Source organism: Methanothrix sp., from assembly GCA_029907715.1.
Lineage (GTDB): Archaea > Halobacteriota > Methanosarcinia > Methanotrichales > Methanotrichaceae > Methanothrix_B.
This window is the reverse complement of record JARYLI010000017.1, coordinates 1-25,119: the sequence shown is the minus strand read 5'-3', so window position 1 is coordinate 25,119 and position 25,119 is coordinate 1. Positions and strand designations below refer to the sequence as shown.

At 55.2% G+C, this 25,119-nt stretch carries 20 protein-coding genes and 1 tRNA gene; 8 read left to right on the top strand and 13 right to left on the bottom strand.

Going from position 1 to position 25,119, the window contains the following annotated elements; translation table 11 throughout:
* Positions 1–24: 24 nt before the first annotated feature.
* From QHG98_08655 to QHG98_08640, 4 genes are all read right to left on the bottom strand, one after another.
* Entirely contained in the window at positions 25–2,973 is a 2,949-nt protein-coding gene (locus QHG98_08655) for a S8 family serine peptidase (protein MDH7597786.1), read from the bottom strand.
* Positions 2,974–3,585: 612 nt separating this feature from the next.
* Positions 3,586–4,557: an isocitrate/isopropylmalate dehydrogenase family protein gene (locus QHG98_08650; GenBank protein MDH7597785.1), complete on the bottom strand. Its 972-nt coding sequence runs from the start codon at positions 4,555–4,557 to the stop codon at positions 3,586–3,588.
* Positions 4,554–5,384, bottom strand: coding sequence for a hypothetical protein (locus tag QHG98_08645; GenBank protein ID MDH7597784.1), 831 nt, complete (start codon positions 5,382–5,384; stop codon positions 4,554–4,556). The genes QHG98_08650 and QHG98_08645 overlap by 4 nt, the downstream gene beginning before the upstream one ends.
* On the bottom strand, positions 5,381–5,866 hold the full coding sequence (locus tag QHG98_08640) for a 3-isopropylmalate dehydratase small subunit (GenBank protein MDH7597783.1): 486 nt from the start codon (positions 5,864–5,866) through the stop codon (positions 5,381–5,383). Before QHG98_08640 ends, QHG98_08645 begins: the two co-directional genes overlap by 4 nt.
* A gap of 355 nt (positions 5,867–6,221) precedes the next feature.
* Between QHG98_08640 and QHG98_08635 the strand changes: the two genes are divergently transcribed.
* Positions 6,222–11,663 (top strand): cobaltochelatase subunit CobN, encoded by a 5,442-nt coding sequence (locus QHG98_08635; GenBank protein ID MDH7597782.1) that lies wholly within the window; start codon positions 6,222–6,224, stop codon positions 11,661–11,663.
* Positions 11,664–11,817: 154 nt separating this feature from the next.
* Here QHG98_08635 and QHG98_08630 read toward each other — a convergent pair whose 3' ends face one another.
* From QHG98_08630 to QHG98_08615, 4 genes are all read right to left on the bottom strand, one after another.
* Positions 11,818–12,552, bottom strand: coding sequence for an MBL fold metallo-hydrolase (locus tag QHG98_08630; protein MDH7597781.1), 735 nt, complete (start codon positions 12,550–12,552; stop codon positions 11,818–11,820).
* A gap of 111 nt (positions 12,553–12,663) precedes the next feature.
* Positions 12,664–13,008: a DUF2149 domain-containing protein gene (locus QHG98_08625; protein ID MDH7597780.1), complete on the bottom strand. Its 345-nt coding sequence runs from the start codon at positions 13,006–13,008 to the stop codon at positions 12,664–12,666.
* Entirely contained in the window at positions 12,980–13,627 is a 648-nt protein-coding gene (locus QHG98_08620) for a MotA/TolQ/ExbB proton channel family protein (protein MDH7597779.1), read from the bottom strand. The genes QHG98_08625 and QHG98_08620 overlap by 29 nt, the downstream gene beginning before the upstream one ends.
* Entirely contained in the window at positions 13,624–14,304 is a 681-nt protein-coding gene (locus QHG98_08615) for a DUF2162 domain-containing protein (GenBank protein MDH7597778.1), read from the bottom strand. The genes QHG98_08620 and QHG98_08615 overlap by 4 nt, the downstream gene beginning before the upstream one ends.
* A gap of 372 nt (positions 14,305–14,676) precedes the next feature.
* Here QHG98_08615 and hisI point away from each other — a divergent pair, with 372 nt between their 5' ends.
* From hisI to QHG98_08600, 3 genes are read left to right on the top strand one after another with little or no spacing between them, the layout of a single operon-like run.
* Complete coding sequence (gene hisI, locus QHG98_08610) at positions 14,677–15,039, top strand: phosphoribosyl-AMP cyclohydrolase (GenBank protein ID MDH7597777.1); 363 nt, start codon at positions 14,677–14,679, stop codon at positions 15,037–15,039.
* 4 nt (positions 15,040–15,043) lie between these two features.
* Positions 15,044–16,147, top strand: coding sequence for a radical SAM protein (locus tag QHG98_08605; GenBank protein ID MDH7597776.1), 1,104 nt, complete (start codon positions 15,044–15,046; stop codon positions 16,145–16,147).
* A gap of 51 nt (positions 16,148–16,198) precedes the next feature.
* On the top strand, positions 16,199–17,065 hold the full coding sequence (locus QHG98_08600) for a CBS domain-containing protein (GenBank protein ID MDH7597775.1): 867 nt from the start codon (positions 16,199–16,201) through the stop codon (positions 17,063–17,065).
* On the opposite strand, the gene pyrH is transcribed toward QHG98_08600, so the two are convergent.
* The 3 genes from pyrH to QHG98_08585 all read right to left on the bottom strand — a co-directional run bounded on the left by pyrH (position 17,066) and on the right by QHG98_08585 (position 19,794).
* Positions 17,066–17,737 (bottom strand): UMP kinase, encoded by a 672-nt coding sequence (gene pyrH, locus QHG98_08595; GenBank protein ID MDH7597774.1) that lies wholly within the window; start codon positions 17,735–17,737, stop codon positions 17,066–17,068.
* A gap of 211 nt (positions 17,738–17,948) precedes the next feature.
* Positions 17,949–18,890: an archaeosine biosynthesis radical SAM protein RaSEA gene (locus QHG98_08590; GenBank protein MDH7597773.1), complete on the bottom strand. Its 942-nt coding sequence runs from the start codon at positions 18,888–18,890 to the stop codon at positions 17,949–17,951.
* Positions 18,891–18,894: 4 nt separating this feature from the next.
* The gene (locus tag QHG98_08585; GenBank protein MDH7597772.1) at positions 18,895–19,794 is read right to left on the bottom strand and encodes an FAD-dependent oxidoreductase; all 900 of its coding nucleotides are present in this window, start codon (positions 19,792–19,794) and stop codon (positions 18,895–18,897) included.
* A 635-nt stretch (positions 19,795–20,429) separates the two neighbouring features.
* Between QHG98_08585 and QHG98_08580 the strand changes: the two genes are divergently transcribed.
* Entirely contained in the window at positions 20,430–20,822 is a 393-nt protein-coding gene (locus tag QHG98_08580; protein MDH7597771.1) for a hypothetical protein, read from the top strand.
* A gap of 205 nt (positions 20,823–21,027) precedes the next feature.
* Positions 21,028–21,924 carry a GTP 3',8-cyclase MoaA gene (gene moaA / locus QHG98_08575; GenBank protein ID MDH7597770.1) on the top strand — a complete coding sequence of 299 codons (897 nt, stop codon included), beginning with the start codon at positions 21,028–21,030 and terminating at the stop codon, positions 21,922–21,924.
* Between the two features lie 273 nt (positions 21,925–22,197).
* Here moaA and QHG98_08570 read toward each other — a convergent pair.
* Both QHG98_08570 and QHG98_08565 read right to left on the bottom strand, forming a co-directional pair.
* A tRNA-His gene (locus QHG98_08570) sits at positions 22,198–22,269 on the bottom strand.
* 114 nt (positions 22,270–22,383) lie between these two features.
* The gene (locus QHG98_08565) at positions 22,384–23,064 is read right to left on the bottom strand and encodes a hypothetical protein (GenBank protein ID MDH7597769.1); all 681 of its coding nucleotides are present in this window, start codon (positions 23,062–23,064) and stop codon (positions 22,384–22,386) included.
* Between the two features lie 267 nt (positions 23,065–23,331).
* On the opposite strand from QHG98_08565, the gene QHG98_08560 reads away from it, so the two are divergent.
* Both QHG98_08560 and QHG98_08555 read left to right on the top strand, forming a co-directional pair.
* Positions 23,332–24,057: a glucose-6-phosphate isomerase family protein gene (locus tag QHG98_08560; GenBank protein ID MDH7597768.1), complete on the top strand. Its 726-nt coding sequence runs from the start codon at positions 23,332–23,334 to the stop codon at positions 24,055–24,057.
* Positions 24,058–24,061: 4 nt separating this feature from the next.
* On the top strand, positions 24,062–24,952 hold the full coding sequence (locus tag QHG98_08555; GenBank protein MDH7597767.1) for a UbiA family prenyltransferase: 891 nt from the start codon (positions 24,062–24,064) through the stop codon (positions 24,950–24,952).
* Positions 24,953–25,119 lie beyond the last annotated feature (167 nt).

Sequence of the window (25,119 nt, the reverse complement as noted above, 5' to 3'; positions counted from 1 at the left end):
ACCCTGCCCTTCTCTGCCACTCCCCTACAGCTTTATTCTTGGAACCCCCACACCTGTGAGAACATCATCGCCCTGGAGCATATTCAGATAATATGTCTTCGAGCCGTCCATATACGGGTATATACTGCTGTAGTATCCTGAGTTCAAGTACTGCTCTGCATAGCTTCTGTACAACACCGACTCAGGAGTGACCTTCACGGTTGTGACATCGTTCTGCTTCGCGTAGTTCATCATCATATTCTTGATATCGTTCGCCCCGTCTCCGTAGATCAGGTACCTCGACCACAGGCTTGCAGCGGTCCCTGCGATGTGTGGGGTCGCCATGCTCGTGCCGCTCATCGTTGTGTAGTATCCCCAGTATATCGGGTACGTCGAGTAAACGCTCACTCCCGGCGCTCCGAAGGTTACCTCGTTGCCCTCTGGAATGTAATCGCCGTCGTTCGAGCCGGGTGAGGACCACCATATCGCATTTCCTGAGCTGTCTATGGCGCCGACGCCGACGACGCCGGGGTAGCGGGCTGGCGTTGCCATCGTTGGGTTGTTCGGGAGGCCATTTCCGGCTGCAGCTACAACCAGCACACCATTCGCCATTGAGTAATCAAGAGCTCTGTTGAGAGTGCTGGACTCCACCGAGCCACCGAGTGACATCGATATTATCTCGGCTCCGAGATCGGTGGCCCTGTATATCCCGCTGGCGACATCGCTATGGTAGAAGTTCGTGCTGTAGACCCTGAGGTCGGCCTCTGGCGCCATCCCGTAGATACCCTTCCCATCGAATCCGCCATCAGCAACTATCGTGCCCGCCACATGGGTTCCATGGCCATGTGGATCTGACTGTGTGTACTCGCCCGGACCGTATGCATCTGCGAAGTCCTCGATCCTCATGAGCAGGTCAGGGTGAAGCGTGTCAGCGCCTGTATCTATTATCGCAACATCTATACCCTCGCCGCCGTATGTCTTTGAGAGCGAGGAGCTGCTGTACATGTACTCCACACCCCACGGCACCCTGTCGTATGGCGTCTTGCTTCTCGGCTGCACCTCCCAGAGCCGATCCCATTTGTATTCGGATGTCAAAATATCATTTGCTCTCACCGCGGCTGTGTAGCTCCCTGAGCTGTAGTAGTTCTTTGCTGTCACCCACCTGCCGTTCTCCCACTGCTGTATCTTCATGTCTGACTTCTTCGCTGATATGGCAGAGGACGCTGTGGATACATACTCGTCCATGGAGTGGTGGTCGTTCTTCGGATACGCATGCGAGTACAGGTGGCTCTGGTAAAGGTAAACATCACCGCCTGATCTCTTGGCCGCGTATGTGTACAGGCCGCTCTTCACACTCGATCCTGTGCCCGACTGAGTGTATGATAATGCGGCATCGCTTCCAGTCTTCATCTCCACATCCGAGACCGCGCTCTTCACGGTCTCAGCGCTGACCGTGAGCTCTCCTGATCCGGCCTTGGTCCACTCGCCGTGGGATCTTGCGAAGTTGTTGAGATATGATGCTGAACTGTCAGACTTTATCGATTTCGCATATCCTGAGGTGTCCACAAGCGCTCCAGTTCTGTGGTATAGCTCGTTGTTGTACCTGGTGTTCGATGCATCGGCGAGCGCTGTCAGCGACATCTTGCTTGCGCCACTTACGCTCGCTGATGCAGAGGAGCTGTCGCCGTTCGAGCTAGCTCTGGAGGATGATGAGACTGTTGCTGTGCCTGTCACTGTGAGCGACTGCGAGCTTATGACCTTAACAGGATCAGAGATGGCGATCTGGGTGCCTGAGATCGTGCCTGAGGATTTCAGAGAGCTGGTTGCTATGAGCTCCTCACCGTTGCTCCTGGACCATGCGCTCTGGGATGTTGTGAGCGCTCCGTTCGTGTTGCTCAGAGTCTGGTACATCGCAGCGCTGCTCTCGCCGTATGTGGCAGAGCCTGCTATGCTGTACGGATACCCTGAGCCGCTCACGCTGTTCGACACGGATTTCGTTCCATCTGTGCTTCTGTATGTGGATGAGATCGGAGACATCTTGCCCCTTCCGGATCTGCTCCAGGTTGTGGTCACGCTGTTTCCTGAGGCGATGCCAATCGACTGGGAGCTCATAGGCTTCGAGACCCCGCTCTGCACCTCCTTTGTGACCAGGCTTCCCTTAGGGTTGGATATGACCGAGCAGAGGCTCACCCTGTCTCCGGTTGCGCTCAGGGATGCACCTGATAGAGCATATCCGCCGGTGGCCGCCAGGAGCATCGTTGATGCTCTTTCATCAGCATCACCCCCCTCATCCTCCATAAGGATCTCATGCTTGCTGCTGCTCCCCAGATCAGATGCGGATGCAGTCAGGCTTCCAGGGCCGTTAAGGGCGAGATCTCCATAGACAGCAGAGCTGCCTGATCCGAGGGTGCCGAAGATTGCCCCCTCGTAGACTGTGGATGCCACCTCCCCGGACCCATCTTTACTTGAGAATCCAGCAGAGACGTATCCGTTCATGCCAGCGATCTGGGTGCTCTCCATTGCTGAGACGTCATTTCCCACGCCAATGCTCTGAGCTGATGAGAGAAACCCGGACTCCACACCTGCACTGTGCATGGCCTCAAGATCACCGCTGACGCCATTCAGTGAGGATGATACAGAGCCCGAGGCAGATAGGGCCTGCGAGATGCCCGCTCCACTGCCATCCCCTGCAACAGCGCTGGACAGGGAGAGAGATGATGTGCTCTCGATGCTGCTGCCAGCACTGTACCCCTTTGATGATATGGATGTGGAGATGCGATTGTTTCCCGTTCCGGAGGCGCTCTTCGTCTGCTCTACAGATCCCTGGCCCAGGCTTGTCGCCTCGGAAAGAGACGTGGAGGTGTCCAGCTCGTAGCTCTCAGAGAGCGTCACAGATCCACCATAACCGCTGGAGCCATAGCTCACGGATATCGCACATGCTGTGGGCATCAAGATGAGCACAGCGAGAAGAAGAACGCATCTTCCAGGATCCATTTGCACCACCCCACCCATATCTTTGATACATAATTCAGATACGTATCAAATATAAGTATTTCTGGTAAGAGTATAATTTAATTAGATTTGTATGAAAGTTTGCAAATTTATTTTATAAGTAGTGTTGCAGAACTGCTCAGGTAAATCTGCCCACGCTATTATGCGTCTGGCAAGCTGGAGGTCGTGCAATGTGGTTGGAGGAACTCATTCAATCGCCATGATCACATTGCAGAACCAGTGCCTCTTCTCGCGAGTCATCAGATTGGTAAAAGCGTTGTCTTTTCATGATTTTGCGTGACCAGGGCAAGCTCTTCCAGGAATGCCCATCGCTCTTACGTATTCTGCAACTTGAATGACATGCAGGCCGATTGCTGAATGCACCCGTCCCAATGCCAGGCCTTCGACTGCGTCGAAGGGTTCCGACAGTTTCGACCTCGTCGAAACTCTTCGACGCAGTCGAAGATAAGTCGAAACGAGTGCATGACTGGTGCCTCTTCAAGTTATCAGATGGATGAGAGCGAAGACAAAAATATTGAGAATCAATATGCTCCCCAAGCCACTCTTGCGAGATTAGACGGATACCGGAGTACGTGAATCTCGTGCCGTCAAAGATCAACCTGCTGCTGTGCGCTTCATCTCGTCGATGACTGCGTCTGTGAACCCGGATGTCGTGCAGGATCCGCCGAGATCAGGGGTTTTCAGGCCTTTTGAGAGAGCGCTGTCAACCGCATGCTCGATCAGCTGCGCCATGCCTTTTTCGCCGAACCACTCGAGCATCATTGCAGCGCTCCGTATCGCTCCCACAGGATTTGCTATGCCCTTCCCCGCGATGTCCGGCGCGCTCCCGTGTATCGGCTCGAAGAGCGCCCAGCGGTCACCCAAATTCGCGCTGGCGCAGAGCCCCAGGCTGCCGACAATGCCTGCGCCCTCATCGCTGAGAATGTCCCCAAAGAGGTTTGTCGTCACCATAACGTCGAACCTCTCGGGCCTGACGACCAGATTGTATGCCGCAGCATCAACAAGCATCTCGTCATACCTGATTCCGTACCTTTCAGCGACCTCCCTGCATGTCCTCAAAAACAAGACATCGCTCTTGAGGACGTTCGCCTTGTGTATTATTGTGAGGTGCCTCCGATCCGATGCGATCCTGCATGCCACCTCAGCGATCCTCTGGCTTCCCCGTCTCGTTATGACCCGCACTGTCCTGGCCTCCTCATCGCCAAGCACCTCCAGACCCGAATAGAGGCCTTCAGTGTTCTCCCTCACAATGATGGCATCGATCCTGCTCGATCGGAGGGGCCTTATGTTCGCATACAGGTCAAGCTCTTTTCTTATCCTTATCAGGACGCTCCTGTAATCGGGATCAGGCGGAGTTGTGATGGCACCGAAGAGTGTGCAGTCGCACTCCTTCATCCCCTCAATATCATCATCTGTTATGGCCTTTCCATCGCGACTCCATCTGCCGTAGCCTATATCGAATTCCACGAACTCCCCATCGAATCCGGCTTCCCTCAGGACGCGAACCGCGCTCGATATGACCTCAGGACCGATGCCGTCTCCAGGCACCAGAGCGACTCGCTTCATCTCCCGCTCCTGATCGATTCGGCCAGCATCCTCAGAGCCTGCTCGATCTGATGCGGCCCGTCACCCCAGTGGACCACGACCCCAGGATGCCCATGCATTCTGATCAGCCCTTTCCTCTCGGATCTGCAGCATCTTGTGATGAATGGGCCAGCTGGTACCAGAAGGTCTCCGCTCACAGGGCATATGTTGGTGAACCTGTGCTTTCTCTCCCCGTAGACCGCTCTGAAGATCTCTCTGGATATCTCGCATCCCACTATCTCAGGCACAGGAGCTGTGACCCTGTCCGCATCGAGGGATCTTCCAAGCCCTGATGCCCTGCACGGAAAGTAGACATCCTCCCCCTTGAAGCTCCTGAGATCTAGAATCCTGGGTTTGAAGCCCATCGTCAGATCACCTATGACGCCGCACTCCTCGAGCCTCTCTATGACGTAAACAAGCCACGGCGGCTCAGGGGGCTGGACATCAAGGATCTCTATTTCCATTATCGCTCCAGGATCAGGATCGTGAACGAAGGTCACATGCTCATCCGGACCCCTGAAGATGACTGTATTGACTCTGCCCCTGCAGAGATCCATCGCCAGTCTTATGAGATGAGCCCGATTTCTTGTGTTCACAATCTCCGGATACTCCACGATCTCGTCGCCACTGGAGATCATCTCGATGTGAGATGCCCTTCTCATGAACCCCTCGCCATCGCTCTCGATCCTGTAAATGCATATGCTGCTCCCCTCATATGATATCAGGTATCTTGTGGCAAAGTACACAGGATCGCCATGCCTGGGCTCTCTGGAGATGCCTATCTGCTTGTAGTCCTCAGGGAATATCAAATCAGACCACGCTCCCTCTGCTTTCTCCTGTGGGCCACAAGCCCACCATCGTTCAGTATCTCCATCAGAAAGTCCGGGAGCTTTCTGCCGGTGTACTCCCTGCCACTGATAGTGACCTTTCCACTGGAAAGATCAACCTCCACGATCTCCCCCGTCTCACACCTGACGTCAGCTTCCATGAGTGGAAGACCGATGTTTATGGCGTTCCTGTAAAATATCCTGGCGAAAGATCTTGCAACAATGCAGGATATTCCTGCGAGCTTCAGGGCGAGAGGGGCTTGCTCCCTGGAAGAGCCACATCCGAAGTTCTTGCCAGCCACTATGACATCTCCCGGCTGAACCCTGGACGGGAACGACGGGTCCAGGCCCTCCATTACGTGCTCCGCAAGCTCGCGCAGGTCCCTCGTCCTGAGGTACTTTCCTGGAATTATGACATCTGTATCAACATCATCCCCGAAGACCCATGCCCTGCCCCTGATCATGAGGCAAAGTGAGGATGCATCTTTAATATTCCTTTCTGCAGGAGGCGACTGAGACCAACGAGATCGCAGGATCCAAGGCATGCGCTGCTGAACTGAGATTCTGTCATTGATTCTGCGGTATCAGTCATCAGGATGCGATCTCGCAGGATCCGTCACCCATGTGTCAGTGAGTGCCGATTCCTGTATTCGGTGATGCGTGCCCCAGACCACTGGAATGTGAGTGCCCCGGCACCCGTAACCCAAGAACAAAAATTTTAAGTAAAATCAAATTAATTTACTCAAATGACCAGAACATAACTAAAGAGAATATGCATAAATGAGGGTCCCATTGCCTGAAGGAGGCTGGAGGTGGATAATGGCACATAAATGCATCAGAGACCTGCAAGCATGGCGCATCTGGTTTGTAGGTCTATTCCTGTTCTCATCGCTTATTCTGCAGGCGAGCGCTGACTTTGTGACATTCCACGGTGATAACCAGAGGACCGGCAATCTGAGCGGTCCAGGTCCTGATTCACCTGATATTCTGTGGAGCACGAGCCTAACAGGACATGGATACATTGCTGGATCAGCTTCGATCTCAGCTGGCAGGATCTTCGTCTCGAACTGGCCTGACATGACGTTCAGGGGAGAGCTGGGGCTTGCATGCATCGATGAGAGAAACGGGACTGTCCTCTGGATAAATCCCATAGGCGGAAAGGGCGGGGCATCGACACCAGCGGTGTTTGGTGAGAGGGTCTTCACGGGCTCGCTGACAGGCGAGGTTTACTGCGTTGATGCTCTTACCGGCAAGACTCTCTGGAACAGAACAATAGAGAGAGACCCGATGTACTGGGGCGTCGCCTCATCCCCCCTCATCGAAAACAATACGCTCTACATCATGAGCTTCTCTGATGGCGCGCTCCATGCGTTGAACCTGGATGGCGATGAGCTCTGGAATCTCTCGACGGGATCCATCTCGCCTTTCGCATCCCCTGCCGTATCTGGAAAGATGATCTATTTCCCTGGAGGAGATCCGGCTCTCTACTGCGTCAGCGCCTCCACGCAGGAGATCATGTGGAAAGCTCCTGCAGATGCAGCCATCACCTCAAGCCCTGCAATCTGGAACAACACGGTCTTCTTTGTGACGGAGAGATCCATCACAGCACTGAACGCCACCACCGGTCATGCTCTGTGGCAGAGAAGCATCAACGGCACGCAATCCACTCCTGCGATCGCATCCGGTCGCATTTATGTGGGAACTGATGATAAACGTGTGATCTGCCTCGACGAAAACGGCTCCCTGATCTGGGAGACAGAGGTCAACGGTCCTGTGAAATCGTCGCCGCTCTTCCTGGACGGCAGGATCTATTTTGGGACAAACACCGATGCAGGAGCGGTTTACGCCCTGAACGCATCCGACGGATCGGTCGTCTGGACATACCCTGTTAACGAGTACATCATGTCCTCGCCATCTGCATCTGATGGGATCCTTTTCATAGGAGCCGATGATGGAAGGCTCTACGCGTTCAGCTCCCTGCAGAAAGATCTGCTCTGGAGTGGTGAGGTCCTGCTTGAGAACAAAAGCATGAATGTGACTGCAACGAGCAATGCCACTTACAGCATCAGCATGAAAAGCGCACTTGGAGCGCTGATATCATCTGCATCATCCACTGGAATAAACGTCAGCGTGAACGATTCCCTTATCAGCATCTACGGATTGACGGTCGAGTCGATAGGCGATTTTGTTTCCAGCAAAGAGATATCCTGGAGGTACTGGGTCAACTATCCCGATGAGCCTGTGCCTATAACCGGACCGGAGTCTCTGATGCTGAACGACGGAGATCGTCTGGTTTTCTACTACGGGGAGAGGAACTCCAGGCCAGAGGATTGTCCCAGGATCGAGATCACCGCCAGGATGCACAAACCAGATGCGCTCTTCGTCACAGTCGGCCAGCAGCCATCCATCCGTGAGGCGATGAAGGGGGCGCCGCTGAACATAACGCTGATATCGCCTGACATGCTGGATCCCGGGATGAACCTCTCCGGGTACAGCCTGATCTTTCTGGAGATGATCGGTGGCGATTCTGCGTCGTTGCTTGAGAGACTTCTCGATGAGCCGAGGAAACGGGGCGTGCCGGTGGTGCTCCTGAACTCACCAGGATACCAGCATCTTGCGAGCGTGAACATGAGCGCTCATCCAGATATCGAGATGTACTGGGAGTACGGTGGGGTGGAGAACATGCGGAGGCTCATCGGGTATCTCGCAGCGCATTTCTGCGGCGTGGATGTGGGGGTTGAGGCGCCAGTCCCTGCGCCAAGGGAGTACATCTACCACCCTGACGCTCCGGATCTCTTCGAGAACACAACATCTTACATGGAGTGGTACCGGTACAACAGCAGCGCTCCAACAGTTGGAATCGCGAGCTACTATGGCGATTTGGGCCAGCCAGACAGGATCGATCTCATCAGAGCATTCGAGAGGAGGGGTGCGAATGTCATATGCATAGGCTTCTCGAATGCATCCTCCCTCGAGAGGTTCTTTGTTCTGAACAACACCACTCTTATCGATCTTGCTGTCGTCACAAAGCCGTTCCGCCTGAGCTACGGGGACCCTGAGAGAGGGGTGGAGATCCTGGAGTCGCTGAACGTGCCGGTGCTTCGCGGAATGCGGCTCTACTACCAGTCACCCATGGAATGGACCAACTCCAGCATCAACCCCCTGGAGCTCTACTTCCAGGTCGCGCTACCTGAGATGGATGGTATCTTCGATCCCATCGCGATCTCGGGCAAGAACGATACCGTGTACTCCTCCATAGAGCCTGAGGTAGAGAGGATCGCAGATCGTGCAATGGCGCAGATCAGGCTGCAAAAGCCCAACTCTGAGAAGAGGGTCGCCATAATCTACTACAACCACGGCGGCGGCAAGGACAACATAGAGGGGTGCTACCTCAACGTCCCCCGGAGTCTCAGGAACATCCTGGAGCACATGAAGGGCATGGGTTACAGGATCGAGGGAGATGTCCCTGATGAGAAGGTCCTGGTCGATCTCCTGGCACACCAGGGAACGAACGTGGGCACATGGGCCCCTGGAGAGCTGGACGCAATGGTCGCGGCCGGAAACGCCACACTGATTCCAGCGGATCTGTACATCAGCTGGTTCAGGGAGCTTCCAGCAGATCTGCAGAATGTGGTCATCAATCACTGGGGTCCTCCCCCTGGGAAGATCATGGTCTTCAGCAACTCCAGCGGCTCATACTTGGTAATACCGAAGCTCTCCTTCGGGAATGTGATCCTGCTGCCACAGCCGAGCCGGGGATGGCTTGAGAACAGCACGGTTCTTTACCACTCCACAGATGTGCCTCCACACCATCAGTACATAGCGTTCTACCTCTGGCTGAAGCACGGATTCGGCGCGGATGCCATCATTCACCTGGGAAAGCACGGCACCCAGGAGTGGCTTCCGGGCAGAGAGGGGGTTGTTGGCTGGAACGACTGGCCAGCGCTCCTCGTTCAGGACATTCCTGTTGTTTACCCTTACATCGTGGACAACATCGCAGAGGGCACGCAGGCAAAGCGGCGCGGGGATGCTGTGATGATCTCTCACCTCACTCCGCCAATAGTGGCTGCAGGCCTCTACGGCAACCTTTCGGATCTGAAGGAGAGCATATACGAGTACAGGAACGTGCTCAACGAGAGCGTGAAGGAGGAGTACAGGAGGAAGATACTGGAAACATGCAGAGACCTTCACCTTGATGAGGACCTGGGCGAGAACCTGAGCGCCCTTGATGAACCAGAGGCGTTCGAGGCATTCCTGCCAGAGCTGGAGGACTACCTGGAGGAGCTTAAGAGCTCGTTCATGCCCTACGGGCTGCACACGTTCGGCCAGCCCTACGAGAATGATTCTCTCGTATCCATGGTGCGGTCGATGCTCGGTGATTCTTACATTGAGGAGATTGAGAGGACGATCAACACTTCCACCGAGGATGGGATCGAAAACGTATCATCATCTCTCCTGTACGAGGTCCTGATAAACGGCTCCTCTCCAGAGTCAGCTCAGGAGTTTATCCTCGGAAAGATCAGTTCCAACCTGACGGAGATCCTGAACCTCTCGAAAATGTACGCAGAGGGTTTGAGGAGCTGTGGGAATGAGCTCACGAACACGACTAACGCCCTGAGAGGTGGCTACATACCCCCATCGCCAGCTGATGATCCGATAAGGGATCCGCAGGTGCTCCCGACAGGCAGGAACTTCAGGTCCGTGGATCCGAGGAGGGTTCCGACGCCTGCCGCATGGGAGGTCGGAAGGAAGCTCGCGGAGGGTCTCATTGAGGAGTACAGGATGAAGCACAACGGCACATACCCGAGAAAGATCGCGGTCGTCCTCTGGGCCTGGGCGATGACAGATCATGGAGTGGTCGACTCTGAGATACTCCAGCTCATAGGTGCCAGGCCTGTTTATGATGCATACGGCGGAGTGAGCGATGTCGCGCTGATACCATTATCGGAACTTGGCAGGCCCAGGATAGATGTCCTTGTGGTCCCATCCGGCCTCTACAGGGATCTCTTCCCGGAGAAACTGGTTCTCATCGATAAGGCGATACGGCTCGCTGCGAACGATACAGACACAGCGTACCCGAATTACATCAGGGAGAACTCTGAGATGCTGAGAGATATGCTTCTCCAGGCTGGAAACTGCACCGCAGAGGATGCGGAGTTTCTCTCGAGATCCAGGATATTCCTCGAGGCTGCAGGCACATACGGCCCCAACCTCGACGCACCAATATCTGCAAGCGACAGATGGGAGAACGATTCAGAGCTCGGCAGGCTCTTCATATCCAGGATGTCCTGCATCTACGGCGACGGTATCTGGGGAGGGAGGTTTGATTCGGGCAGATCTCTGTCAGCAGAGCAGCAGATGGAGGTCTACAGCGCGAATCTTGGAGGAGTTGATGCAGCTGTCCATCACACGAACTCAAACCTCTACGGATTCATCGATAACGATGATGTCTTCCAGTATCTTGGCGGAATAGCTCTCGCTGTAAGAACCGTGACCGGATCCACCCCTGAGATGTACGTGACAGACGTGAGGGATCCCAGGAAGGAAAGGATCCATGAGCTCGGAGAGTTCTTCTCAAAGGAGTTGAGGACGAGGTACTACAACCCCCGGTGGATCCAGGGGATGATGGAGCAGGGGTACTCCGGGGCGAGGGAGATGGACAGGTTCGTCGAGTACCTGTGGGGATGGGAGGCGACGGTGCCAGAGCTTGTGAGCGAGAACACATGGAACGAGGTCCACGACATCTATGTGGAGGACAAATACAACCTGGGGCTGCAGGATTTCTTCAGGAAGAACAACCCATGGGCAGCGCAGGTGATGGACGCGAGGCTTTTAGAGACTGCAAGAAAGGAGAGATGGCACCCATCGCCCGAGGTCCTGGAGGATCTCGCAGAGCGGTACAGGGATCTTGTCGATGATTACGGGGTTGCGTGCTGCCACCACACATGCGGCAATCTTCTCCTGAACGAGTACATGAGCGGGATGCTTTCCGTTCCCGCGGAGGGATCTCCGGCAGCTCAGCCTGTGAGGTCTGGAAGCTCCTCGCGCTCCAGGCATCCGTACAACAGCACTCTCCCCCAGGGTGTCGGGTCTGAGATGGAGAAAAAGTCTGAAACAGAGACCGTGGACGTGAGGGGATACGTGATGGAGAATGTCACTGCTGCAGCAACTCCCTCTGTATCAGGAGCGCCACTCTTCGGGATGGCACTCGTGCTATTCGTGCTCCTGCTGGTGGCAGCTGGGATGTGGAGGAGGGAGTAGGATCTCTCTGCTTCCTTCTCCGGGCACGGGGAGGGTGTCAGCACCTAGCTGAGACCTCTGCGAGCACATCTTTATCCCGAGCTGTATACGCTCATCTTCCAGTCACGCGCCCTCGTCCTGCGAAACATCTGACTCCGCCAGTGAACCCGGTACGTCATCCAGACATCTTCAGGCCCATCAGATCCCTTCCTGCTCTGGTCCTGATCCCGGAGATCCCCTCCACCGTGCGCGCCATCTCATCCTCAAGACCTCTGCAGTGGGGATAGAAGTGTGTGAGCACGATCTCCCCGACATCTCTCACGATCCGGCCGAGTGGTGTGGGGGTGGTGTGGTTCGTCACATCAAATCCATCCGGAAACGAGCACTCGTGGACGAGCAGGTCGGATCCGGCTGCAAGCTCAGAGACACCTGCGCTCGGCTCTGTGTCCCCGGAGCATGCGACTGTCGATGAGCCCTCGATCCTGTAGCAGAGCGCTGGCACGCTGTGGACTGCGGATACGGTCCGCACGTCGAGCCCACATATCTCAAATCTGCATCCCGCCCCGATCTCGGTGACCTCCAGCTTTATCGATTGCAGATAAGGGTACAGAGAGTGCAGGGATCTGACCAGCTGATCCGTGCCGGCAGGTCCGAAGACCTTGAGCCACGGCTCGCCGAGAAGGTACCGCGCCTTTGCAAGCGGAAGGAGATCTGACACATGATCAAGATGCAGATGTGTCAGAAGCACTGTCTCGATCTCCAGTGGGCTTAGGCCGAGCTCGCCCAGTCTGAAAAGAGCGCCCGCACCGCAGTCGATGAGCAGCAGATCCTCGTCATGAAGGAGAATCGATGCCTGCGCACGGTCTGCCTGCGGTATTCCTGCGCCTGTGCCGAGAAGGGTAACGTCCATTCGATCACCTCCTGCTCCTTGATCCACATCACTGATATCCCCACCGGGATATGTGCCGGTGGTTTTAATGCCGTACGGCAGTGAGCTAACGATACGCAATCCGTCTCTAGATCAAGCAGCTGGTGGCGTCTCATTCTCCGGCACGTATATCACCTGGCCGCTCTTCAGGCGGTATGCTGTGCCTATGCGGATTCCCTGCCCCCCACCCAGCTGCTCTGTCATGTTCAGGATCTGAATGCTGCTCATGTTCTTGATTATTATCTGCATGTCCGGCTCGCCCGGGTTCTTAACGACGGTGACGCTGGATGTGGGATCGAGAAGCTCTGAGATGTTGTAAGCAGTGACGAGCGCGAGCAGAAGCGCCACGGCGAAGACCATCGCGACATCGAAGAGGTTTGCGACGCCCTCCATCGGGTCCCCGTCGATCTCATCCAGAACGCCCGTCCGGTCTCTCATTCATGGCCCTCCTCAGTATATCAGCAGCGTATTCCACATCGCTCAGGTCCTGATGGTACCATCTGTTTCTGATCAGAAGAGAACAGTAGCATATCCCGCCAACGACCAGTCCTATCACAGTCGTTGCAAACGCTATTATCAGGCTCGCCGCCATGGACTGCACATCACCTTTCGAGAGGCTCACGAGCGCTGGGCCCATTGGTATCAGTGTGCCCATCAGCCCAAGTATCGGGCCGACCCTGAGACCGATGCGCAGAGGCTCGAGCCTCCTGGCGAGGTCCAGCTCAGCATCCTGGAGGATCTTGTCGAGCCTGATGTGAAGCATGCTTCCCTCCAGGGAGCCCGCCATCTCCATGAGAACACCGGAGAGCTGCGGGGATCTGTACCCCCTGAGGACCTCGGCGGCCTCCTTCGACATCCCGGAGTTTGCAAGTGAGGCTGCCCTGAGCGTGATCTCCTCCAGCTCCCCGATATCTCTCCTCCTGGATGTGTACTCCTGGATCAGGGACCCCAGCAGGATGAGCGACCAGCCGAACAGAACAAGCAGGCCGATTATATCGGGATAGAGCAGAGATGTGGAGAAGACGTAGAGAAGGCTGACAGCTGTCTCGTAGATCATACCGTCACACCTTTCTTCCGGATGACGTATCCCAGGGAGATCAGCATGATCAATATCAGATAAGCGGGAACCAGCTCAGAATGCATCTCGGGTGCTGCGAATCTCACTGTCACCTCATGCATCTGGATGTACGACGGCAGGAGCATTATCGAGATGATGTAAAATCCCCCCAGGAGCATCATCACGTTCCCCATGATGCCAGGACCACCCTGAAGCCTTCTCAGAAGCAGTGAGACCGAGGAGATTGTCACGAAGAGGATGATGCCCACAGCTGCGCCGATTCTCGCAGGGGAGATGCTGAGGAGATCCGCGAGCACGCTGCATGAGAGGAACGTCGCCGCCATGCATGCAGGACAGGGGATCGAAAGCGCCCAGAACGTTTTGCGCGACATGTCCCTGCCAGAGCATCTCCACTCTCTCACCGTGAGCATTCCGAGAGCGATGAGACAGAGAGCAAGAATCGCGTGCATCGTCACGCCTGCTCTGATCACGCCTGCCATCATATCAATAGACAGATGATCTATCAGGAGACCCATACCTGTGGCCACAAGCAGATAGCCAGACGCAAACAGCATGATCCCCCTCCAGCTGAGATGCGCAAGCCCGCATCCCATGCCGGCCTTCAAGGCGAATATCAGCAGACCCACAACCACCCCAAGTGCGATTGCAACCTCCAAGCAGGACACCTGTTAAACTTAATTGGTTCAAGGTCAAGTTTTTTGGATATATCTTTTGCGATCGGGATATTCTGTGGCTGGAGGATGCAGGAACTCATGTGAATCCGGGGGAGCGTAGTTAAGGGCTGATGCAGAAGATCCTCCTGTACATGGTGGCGTAAACTCCTCCGTGTGAATGCCGAGCGCTGGATCGGAGTTGAACGGCACAGCATGCTGTGTTGAATAATATTTGGGAATCCGGTAGCAGAGACCCAAATCATACAAATTACAATTATAGTAAAAATCGATATCGATCGACCTTTTAGGTCTCAATTATTCAACACAGCAGCACAGCACCAAGCTTTATAACGCACGCGTCTGATCATGAGGCTGATGGGCATGGTAGAGATTCCCGATGGCAAGCTGATTCCAGCAGTGGCACAGGACTGGAAGACAGGAGAGGTGCTGATGCTGGCATACATGAACAGCATCGCGCTTTCCAAAACGCTCGAGACAGGAGTTGCGCACTACTGGTCGAGGTCGCGGGGGAAGCTGTGGCGGAAGGGGGAGACCTCAGGAAATGAGCAGATAGTGAAGGAGATTCTGATAGACTGCGATGAGGACGCGATTCTCCTGAAGGTTGAGCAGAGGGGAGGGGCGTGCCACACCGGATACAGATCCTGCTTCTACAGGACACTGGACGGGAGGATAGTCGGCGAGAGGGTTTTCGAGCCGGATGAGGTCTACAAGCGGTGATCGTTTGAGATACAAGCTCTGCGACACTCCTGTTTTAAAGGCGACAGCATCCGTCGATTCTGGGAGAATAAGGGTCAGAGCTGATGGTCTTCTCTCAAAGCTTCCGGCGATCTCATCTGCCCTCTCGATGATCGACGGAAACATTCCGGCATTCGCTGGAGAGTCTCTTTACATATCGACCTGGCTGCCGCCTGTCCCGAGCAGGGCCTTCGATCGCTTCGTGAGGAGCCAGATCCTCGCATCCCTCGGCAGAAGAACCCCTGATCAGATCACGATATCTGTGACAGAGGAGTGCCCCAACCGATGCAGGCACTGCGCACTGCCCGATACAGGAAAACATCTCAGTCTTGAGCCTGAAGATGTCCAGAGGATAATAGATCAGGCGCTCGATCTCGGATCCACACTCATAATATTCGATGGCGGAGAGCCCTGTCTGTACAGGGAGCTGCCTGAGCTTGTGAGCTGTGTGGATGATCGGGCTGTGACCACAATGTTCACCTCCGGCGCTGGATTCACCGAGGGCCTCGCGAGGCGGCTCAGGGATGCGGGGCTCCAGGCGGTGAATGTGAGTCTGGACAGCCCGGTGGAGGATGAGCACGACGCCATCCGTGGGCGAAAGGGTGTGTATAGAGAGGCCATGAACGCCATAAGGCATGCTCTGAACGCAGGGCTGCTGGTCGATCTGTATGTGGTGTTGAGACACGATAACATCGAACATCTGCAGAGGTTCCATGACCTCGCGCGCGAAGCGTGCGCGCATGAGCTAACGTTCTTCGAGGTTGTGCCCACGGGGAGGTGCACAGGCTCAGAGGATATCGTTCTGGACGCTTCAGATCTCTCCGCGCTGGAGAGGTTCGTCTCAAGCGCACCCCCGCCGAGGGTATTCTCTGTGCCTGCGGCGCTCAAACGCTTCGGATGCTTCGCGGGGAGAAGCTGGATGCATGTCACCCCATCCGGCGACGTGTACCCGTGCGCCTGCTACCCGAAGAGCTATGGAAATGCTCTGAGAGAATCGCTATCCGAAATCTGGAAAAGGATGTCAGATTTCCCCTACAAAGGAATTAATAAATGCCCCATGCGATCGAAAGGACCATCCAAAGATTTGTAACTCCAGAGGTTAAATCTAAATAGGTAATAATGATGGTACCTCCGTATTGCTATGGAGCTAACACCAGTTCAGAGGGATATACTCACCGCGTTGATCAACATACATCGACGTGAGGGAAGGGCTGTAAAGGGAGAAGAAATTGCAGAGCTGATCGACCGCAATCCTGGCACTATCCGCAACCAGATGCAGTCGCTCAAGGCGCTGAACCTTGTGGAGGGAGTACCGGGTCCGAAGGGCGGCTACAAGGCGACCGGAGCCGCATACGAGGTTCTCTGCCTCGACAACAGCGGCGATGTGGTAGACGTGCCGATAATCAAGAACGGCGTTCAGGTGGAGGGCGCCTCTGCGAGCGAGATCATATTCAACAAGGTCATGCGGCACGACAGCTGCGATGGCATGGTTCGCATCACAGGGAACGTCAGAGACTTCAACATAGGCGATGAGATCGAGATAGGGCCGACACCTGTGAACAGGCTCTACATCAGGGGCGAGGTCACCGGCAGGGACGACACGATGAGCAGGCTGATATTCAAGGTCAGAGAGATGATCTCCGTGCCTAGGATACCTGTGAAAAAGATCGCGCGCCGCGCAGTCAGGATCAGCCCCTCAGCATCGATCCAGGATGCCGCCAGGACCATGATACATAACGGAGTGAGCGAGGCTCTCGTGGATGAGAGCTCACCAGGGCTTGTTAACCTGGTGGATCTTGTTAGAGCGATTGCAGACGGCCGCACAGGTGTTGAGGTAAAGGAGATCATGACCAGGGGCTATCTGACGATCGACTCTGACGATCTGGTCTACGAGGCTATAAAGATCATGGGCAAAACAGGCGCGAGCCAGCTTGTTGTAACCGAGGGTGGGGTGCCATGGGGTCTGGTCAACCCCGCGGACATAATCCGATCGCTGACCCCTGCATAGCTAGCCACGAATCTCGGTGCCGTCGTGTGTTCCATCTATCGCCCTGATCAGATTTGCCACGTTCCTGCCATCGAGCACGATGGTGGGAATGTGACTCCGCTCGATTATCTTTGCTGCAAGCGGATCCACGGGGGATCTCGAACCAGCTTTGAGCTGGATCTGGCTCATCATCCTCGCGAGCTCCCCTGCCTTCATCCTGGGGATCTTCACAGCCCCCGGATCCTTTTCCGGGTCTGAAGTGTAAACGCCGTTCACAGATGTGGCGATCACGAGAAGATCCGCACGGGCGTACTCCGCAAGAAGTGCTGCTACCGCGTCAGTGGTCTGCCCCGGAGATACTCCGCCCATGACCACTATCCTGTATGTTTTTGATGCCTCGAGAGCATCATCGTAGGATTCTGGCACCCTGAATGGTGCAGAACCACCAAGTGCCGCGGCCAGGAGCGCTGCGTTCATCCTGGTCGCGAGTATTCCCAGCGAATCGCAGAGCGCCTCGCTTGCGCCAACACCACGCGCTCTGCCTATGAAATCGCGCGCGATGGCACCTCCTCCCACGACCACATAGAGCTGGTTGTCCCTCGAGATCATTTTTAACGTTTCAGCATATCTTTTAAGGCCGGCGGAATCCTGTGCAGCAAGAACAGATCCACCCAGAGAGTATACCACAATCATCCAAATCCCTGCTGTTGGAGAGCCTGCGGATTCATAACACTTTCCGGTGCGTTCTGCTCGAACTGGCACCTGATGAGGCGACCACATGCAACAACCCCGGGGTCAGGCGGGTGGAGAGAACTCATTCGCTCGCCAGATCAGTTCATCACGTGCCTGGAAGAGCAAGGGCCTGCTGTTGTCCCCTCCGGCCATCACAGCATGTGGTTTCCGGTCAAACAAGTGGTGTTCCGAATGATATATCCTCGAGCTCCAGGACTTTCTTCCAGACGGAGCGGCAGCTGCAATCCACATTGAGATCTGCCCGGTTCTGGCTCAGCGAGAACGATCTTATCGCATCCGCAACATATCCATCACATGTGCCGCAGTTGTGAGGACCCCTCTTCGCTCCCGCGCCCACCGGATCGCATATCACCGGAACTCTCAGCGAGGACTCGCGGAGCACCTCCACCGCTGACCAGAGCCATGGGGGCCTGTAACTGCCGCGTTGCCACATCCTCTCAAGCGGTGTGTTCCTCTGGATGTTGCAGAGGTTGAGCGAGATGATATCCGAGTGTGGCTCTGCATCTCTCGCAGACCGCAGCGCATCGGCGATGGCATCCATCTCAGAGAGCCCTGGGGGCTTGAGAAGGAGGTAGGTCTTCACCCGCCCTCCGAGGGAGTGTATCAGATCAGAGGCTCTCGCGAAATCGGAGAATGTGAACCCCTTGTTTATAAGGTGCATTCTCACAAGATCGCTCGAGCTCTCCAGCCCAATGCCAACCTCCACATCTATGAAAGAGAGGATCCGCTCAAGAGCGGGGCGATCGATGTGCTCAGGCCTGGACTCGATCACAAGCCTCCTCACGTCCGTATCTCTCAGCGATCTGAGCATCTCCACGCGCGCAGCCTCAGGAACCTCAACAGGATCGAGAAAGCTCCCGCTGGTGTAGATCTTGACGAGCTCCGCACCCCTGAGCCTCTCGAGTATCGACCTGAACTGCGCGATGATATCCTCAGCGCTCGCATCGACCCCCTCCTGTGCGTATCCGCACATCACGCACCTGTTCCATCTACAGCCCCTGGTTCTGAGAATCACTGTGGTGGATTCAACAACCCTTCCATCGAGAAGATCTCTGCCGCGCCAGACCGCGACAGGGGAACGCGCGCTCTTCATCGCCTTACCTGAGATACTGCATTGCGCTTATAGCTGCCGATGCGCCCGAGCCGACCGCGGTTGCAACCTGCATTCTTCCACCTGTGACATCTCCGGCTGCGAACACGCCCTGCATGGATGTCTCCTGTGTGAGACGGTTGACCTTCACGAATCCACCCTCAGTCAGCTCAAGCCCGAGATCCCTTGCGAGCTTTGTGTTTGGAGATACACCCATCTCCACGAATATGCCATCCACCTTAAGAGATCTGGGCGTCCCCCCGACCACGAACTCGATGCCGCTGACGAACTCATCTCCGACGATTCCAGTGACCTCGACGCCGAATGTTTGTGTTATGTTCCTGAGGCCCTTCAGCCGATCGAGGTACACCGCCTCGGCAACAAGCCTGTCCTTCGGGCAGAGGAGATGAACCCTGCTGCATATGTTTGAGAGGTACAGCAGTGCCCGGGCTGCGCCGTTGCCGTAGCCGACGACGGCGGTCGTTTTATCCCTGAACAGAGCGCCATCACAGTAAACACAGTATGAGAGACCTCTTGTGACGTATTTCTCCTCTCCCGGCACACCGATCTTCCTGTGGCTTGCACCTGTCGCCAGAATCAGGGCTCTGCAGACGTACTCCCAGCTCTCGGTCTTGATCCTGAACGTCTCATCCAGATGGACTATCTTCTCAACCATCTCCTGCCTGTACTCTGCCCCGTACTTCTGCGCCTGGGAGAGCATTCGCTCCGAGAGCTCGATGCCCTGAATGCCATCAGGAAATCCAGGGTAGTTCTCGTAAAGTCCTCCCATGGATTGCTGGGAGGTATATACGTTGCCCAGTATCAATGTCTTCATGCCACCTCTGGCGCAGTACATACCGGCAGTCAGTCCCGCCGGACCGGCACCCACAACAATGACGTCATACAAGGGAAGACACCAAAGATATTTTGCTGGTTAATGGTAGATAACACGATCGCTCAGGTCCGACGATGCAGAGGCTGACAACAACCATCACACAGTGGTCATGGGCCCGGAGTACTGAATTATTCTGATGGAATCGGCATACACCAACGAGATGCTCCACGAATCCGGACGGGTTGCATGCTTCATCGGTTAAGATCGACATGTGTAGAATTGGACTTAATAGTCTTATCCCGCATCAGTACTGCTATCAGGACTCAAGTCCACAGGTGGTCGATTTGAATCAGACTCTCCAATCTGGCGTGATCACAATTTGTCAAATTTAATGGTCAATATATTTACAGAAAATCCTTAACCGATGACCAATGGGACGGGTTGGACGTTGCGGGTCTCAATGAGACGGGCGCACAACCCATGAGAGAGATAAGATCGCACACCTCTAGGTTCGATATGAATGCGGATCTCAACCGGGTGTATAGAAAAGTGCTGTGTTGAATAATTGAGACCTAAAAGGTGCTATCGATTTTTTATTATAATTATAATTTGCATGAATCGGGTCTATGCTATCGGATCCTCAAACATTATTCGACACGGCATAGAAAAGAGAATCCTTATATTCAATAAAAGCAAACAAATTGCAGATGATACCGCGCGACAGCTATGTCCTGAGGGCGTTCCTGGCCTCCACAATGCTTGGAGTCACCATGGTCCTTCTCGCATTCGGTCTGATCCAGGTATTCATGTACGGCCCGACGCTTCCGTATTCTGTCATACTCGTGATAACAGCGGTAAGCTTTGTTCTGTTCGTCGCGCTATTTGAGCGGTACCAGGTTGGATCTGTGGCTGCATCGCTGCTCGTATCTGTTCTATCCACCGCGCTCCTGACGACACTCTCCGGCGGCGTTGTGTACCTCATGGAGATGAGCGATATCAGATGGGAGGACGCGATATCAGCGCTCGCGCTCTCCATGATGCTCTCGATGGCGCTGCTCAGCTATCTCAAGCGATCCCTCGGGCGGCTTGGAGGATACTGATATCACAGGGATGCTGCTGCGCCAGGGATCATGCATGAAAGAGGCACAATGCATGCGCTCAGGTCTGCGCGCCTGCGTGATGCGCATCCTTGCACATCCCATTGTATTAGAATCTCTTCAGAGAATGCACGATCACGTGCCACCTTTTCTATAAAAATCATGCACAGCAAATCCGCTAAATAGTATCAGCCGATTCTTCAGCACAATGGTCCTGATCGATCCGTACGGACGTAAGGTCACAGGTCTGCGCATGTCTGTTACATCCAGATGCAATCTCAGATGCATCTACTGCCATCATGAGGGAGAGGTGGCCGGGAGGCGAGAGATCTCCAGGGAGATGGCGGTGAATGTGGTGAACGCCGCATCGCGGCTTGGCATAAGGAGCGTGAAGATAACCGGTGGAGAGCCGCTGATGCGCAGGGATCTCGAGGAGATGATAGCTGGATTCAAGGAGGTTGCGCCCGGGGTCGAGATCTCGATCACAACCAACGGAGTGTATCTTAAAGAGAGGGCTGAACGGCTTGCTGCAGCTGGACTTTCAAGGGCGAACATAAGCCTGGACTCGCTGGATCCTGACAGGTACAGGCGCATCACCGGTGGGACGGAGGGCGATCTGGAGAGGGTTCTCGACGGAATAGAGGCTGCACTGGTCTCCGGGCTGAAACCTGTAAAGCTCAACATGGTCGTTCTGAAGGAGAACGAGTGCGAGATTCCCGGCATGATCGAGTTCTCCAGGAGGAGCGGCGTGATACTGCAGCTCATCGAGCTGCTCGGAGATGGCCCGAAGGGTGATCTGGAGAGCGTGGAGAGGCGGATTGAGGCGCAGGCAGATGGGTTTCTGACAAGAGAGATGCACAGGCGCAGGAAGTACTTTATTGATGGCGCTGTTGTTGAGATCGTCAGGCCCATGGACAACACAGAGTTCTGCGCGCACTGCACACGGCTCAGGGTGACCTCTGATGGAAGACTGAAGCCATGCCTCCTGAGAAACGACAACCTCCTGGAGATAGGATCGACGGATCCGGATGAGATCGAGAGGCTTATCCTGGAGGTTGTGGGGCGGAGAGCGCCTTTCTTCAGGGGCACTAATGCTGGACGCTGAGCGGAGACCAGAGATCGCATGAACCGATCGCTCTTGTGTGCTTAGAAACCTGGAGGCCGTGCAATGTGGTTGTGGATGCAACTGCTCACGCTCCAGGAGCGCATGTCAGGAGGAGTGCTTCTTCTGGCAGGTCGCTAGATGGATAAGAGAAGGCGGTAACACACGAAAAGCGGTATGCTCCATCTCTGGCCGGAGAGCACCGACCCTGCTGTGCGTTCATCGCGAATGAATGTGTGCTTCTGGCAGCTCAAAAGAGGAAAAGCGATATTCCCAGGCCGGGACCGGGATTCGAACCCGGCTCGAGGGATCCACAGTCCCGCAGGATGACCACTACCCTATCCCGGCGCGCGAGGAGATCGAGTCTGTGATCGGAGATAAAACTTTCTCTCCGGACTCCACATTCGGGAACCACACATGAAGAGGTCTGTGCCGGGTGGGGTCGTTGCACATGAGCAGACTTCACCCATTTCTTCTCAGAAGAAACACGAGCAGTATGCAGATTGATGCCGCGACTGCTCCCGGGCCAGGCTGTGCAACCGGGGTGCTCGCGTTCTGGGACTGGTTCTGCCTGGCCTCTGCAAGAGGTCTCCAGTACCCCCGAATCTTCAGCGGGAATGCAAGATCTCCGCCCGGAACCTCGCGATCGCCGATGACGAAGACGTATCTTCCCGTTCTCCCCGAATCGTCCCAGACGGCCACAAGGTACCGGCCGTCAGCCGGAATCCCCACGATCTCCTTCTGACGGGTCCAGTATGATGTGCGGGTGAACGGCTCGAAGAAGGTGGTAGCGTTTTTTGGCGGATCCAGCATCATGGTGCCGGATCCTTCCGGTTTGAATACCCTCTCTGGAGGCCTCGCAGGAGGGAGACCACGGCCCATAAGCGCCATTCGGGGCATGAAATTCTCATGCCCATCGATCTGTGGTATGAGCATGCTCAGCAGCACCTTCTGGCCCCGGGTGGCGTTGAACGAATAGTAATCCACATCCTCAGGACCATCGAGAGCTGCATAAATCGCAGTCGAGATCGTCGGGTCCTCCACTAACCAGGGATTATCTGCTGTGATATCCACATCCTCAAAGAAGGGTTGATGAGCTGCTGCGAATGACATCAAAAGCATCATGATGAGAAGAGGTCGCATGTCCCACATCTCCTGTGTAAAATCCATCCTGTCAGCTGAAATAGTTATCGTCGACTGATGAGGCACACCATATACGACCTGTGATCTCCGGAGATCCTGGCGATTTCTGACACTCTCGCTGGTCGTATGACCCGGAAGCCACTTCTTCAGAGGTCACCCTAAAGAATTTATTTGCGCGCCCACGGATAGGAAGAGATACAGGCTTCAGGGCGGGCTGGCTGAGATGAACACAGCAACTGCCCCCTGAGCGATATAGGCGGTGTTGGATTGCTGACTCTCGAGATTGGAGGCAGGCGATGGGAACCTGACATCAGGCGGTTGAGCGATATGCGTGACCTTCTCTGCGACACGGAATGGGCATCCGCTGCAGAGGATCTCGATCTCTACTACATGTACAGGGATCTTTACCTGAGCAGGGCTGATCGGAGCAGTCTCACTGAACATGATCTGCGGTACGACATAACCATCATTCCTCCCAGAATGCTCGGCAGGGAGTATGTGAAGACAGCTGGTCATTATCATCCAAAGGTCCCGGGCACGGATGTGACATACCCGGAGGTCTACGAGGTCCTTGAGGGCGAGGCGCTTTACCTCCTCCAGAATGAGGATGCGAGCTCTGTCGTGTGCATCGCAGCATATGAGGGCGATAAGGTCGTTATACCTCCAGGATACGGTCATGTAACAATCAACCGCTCAAACAGACTCCTGAAGATGGCGAACTTCGTCTGCAGGAGCTTCTCCTCCATCTACGGCCCGTACAGGGATCTGCGTGGCGGCGCATATTACTGTACAAAGGATGGTTTCGTGAAGAACCCGAGGTACAGGGATCCAGCGCCCATCAGGTGGGTGGATGCGCCAGATGACGACATGCTGAGGAGATTCGGATTCAGCCGCAGAAGGGAGATCTACTCCGCCCTGAGGGAGCCCCGCAGCCTGGAGTTCCTGACGAAACCACAGGATCACCTGAGCCTGTTCGAGGGCATTCTGGAGTGATGGCATGGATGTGAGAGCGTACCTGGAGCTGCTCCGTCCCCCGCTGGCGCCCATGGACCTCGCGCTTCCTGCTGCAGCTGCTCTTCTCTCAGCTTACGCGACCACGGGCTCGCTTCCAGGAGCGGCGCCATTTCTGATAGCCACGATCGGAGCGTACTTTGCGACAACAAGCGCATACGTCTTCAACGATTATGTTGATGTTGATGTTGACAGGGTGGCGATGCCGGGCAGGCCCATCCCCTCGTCTAAGGTCAGCAGACGCGGCGCCGGTATTTACGCCATCATCCTTCTCGTTCTCGCCGCTGCTGCAGCCGCTTACCTCAACCCGGAGAGCCTGGTTATGCTCTTCGCCGCCACCGCGATCATAACCGTTTACTCCGCATGGGCGAAGCGGAGAACGCCGCTGAGCTGGCTGTTCGTCGGGCTGGCGTACGGCATGGTTCCTGTGGGCGTCTGGCTCGCCATATCGCCTGCAGGATTCCTCATGCCCGGTCCTGGTTTTCATCCTGCAGCCCTCATTCTTGGCCTCATGATCTGCATAACTGACTGGGGGTTCACGAACTGCGATGCCTCCAGGGATGTCCCAGGAGATCGGGCAAAGGGCATACCCACAACCCCTGCCACTTACGGGATACCACTCACATCGAGGCTTGTGGCAGCCTTCTGGACCGCAGGCGTGATCCTCTCGGTGCTTCTTGGCATATCCTCGGGACTCGGCGCTCTCTACCATGCAGCAGCCATCCTCTCAGGTGTATGGATGCTCATCCAGTGCGCGGATTTCGTCAGAAACCCCACACCATCAAGAGGCGAGAAGCTCTTCTACCAGGGAGCAAACTACAGAGCTGTGCTTTTCGCAGCCCTGATGCTCGATGTGCTTATCGGCGCTATGAAATGACGCATTAAGGCTGGAGGGGATGGTGCATCGATCCATTTTTCACATCAAGATCTGCCACAATCCGATAGATACTGGTAAAATCCATGAGAGCTAGTGCTCCATAACAAAATGTTTTAACCATTGCGTTGATCTATCCAGACTATGGGTAGAAAGAGAGTTCATGAAGT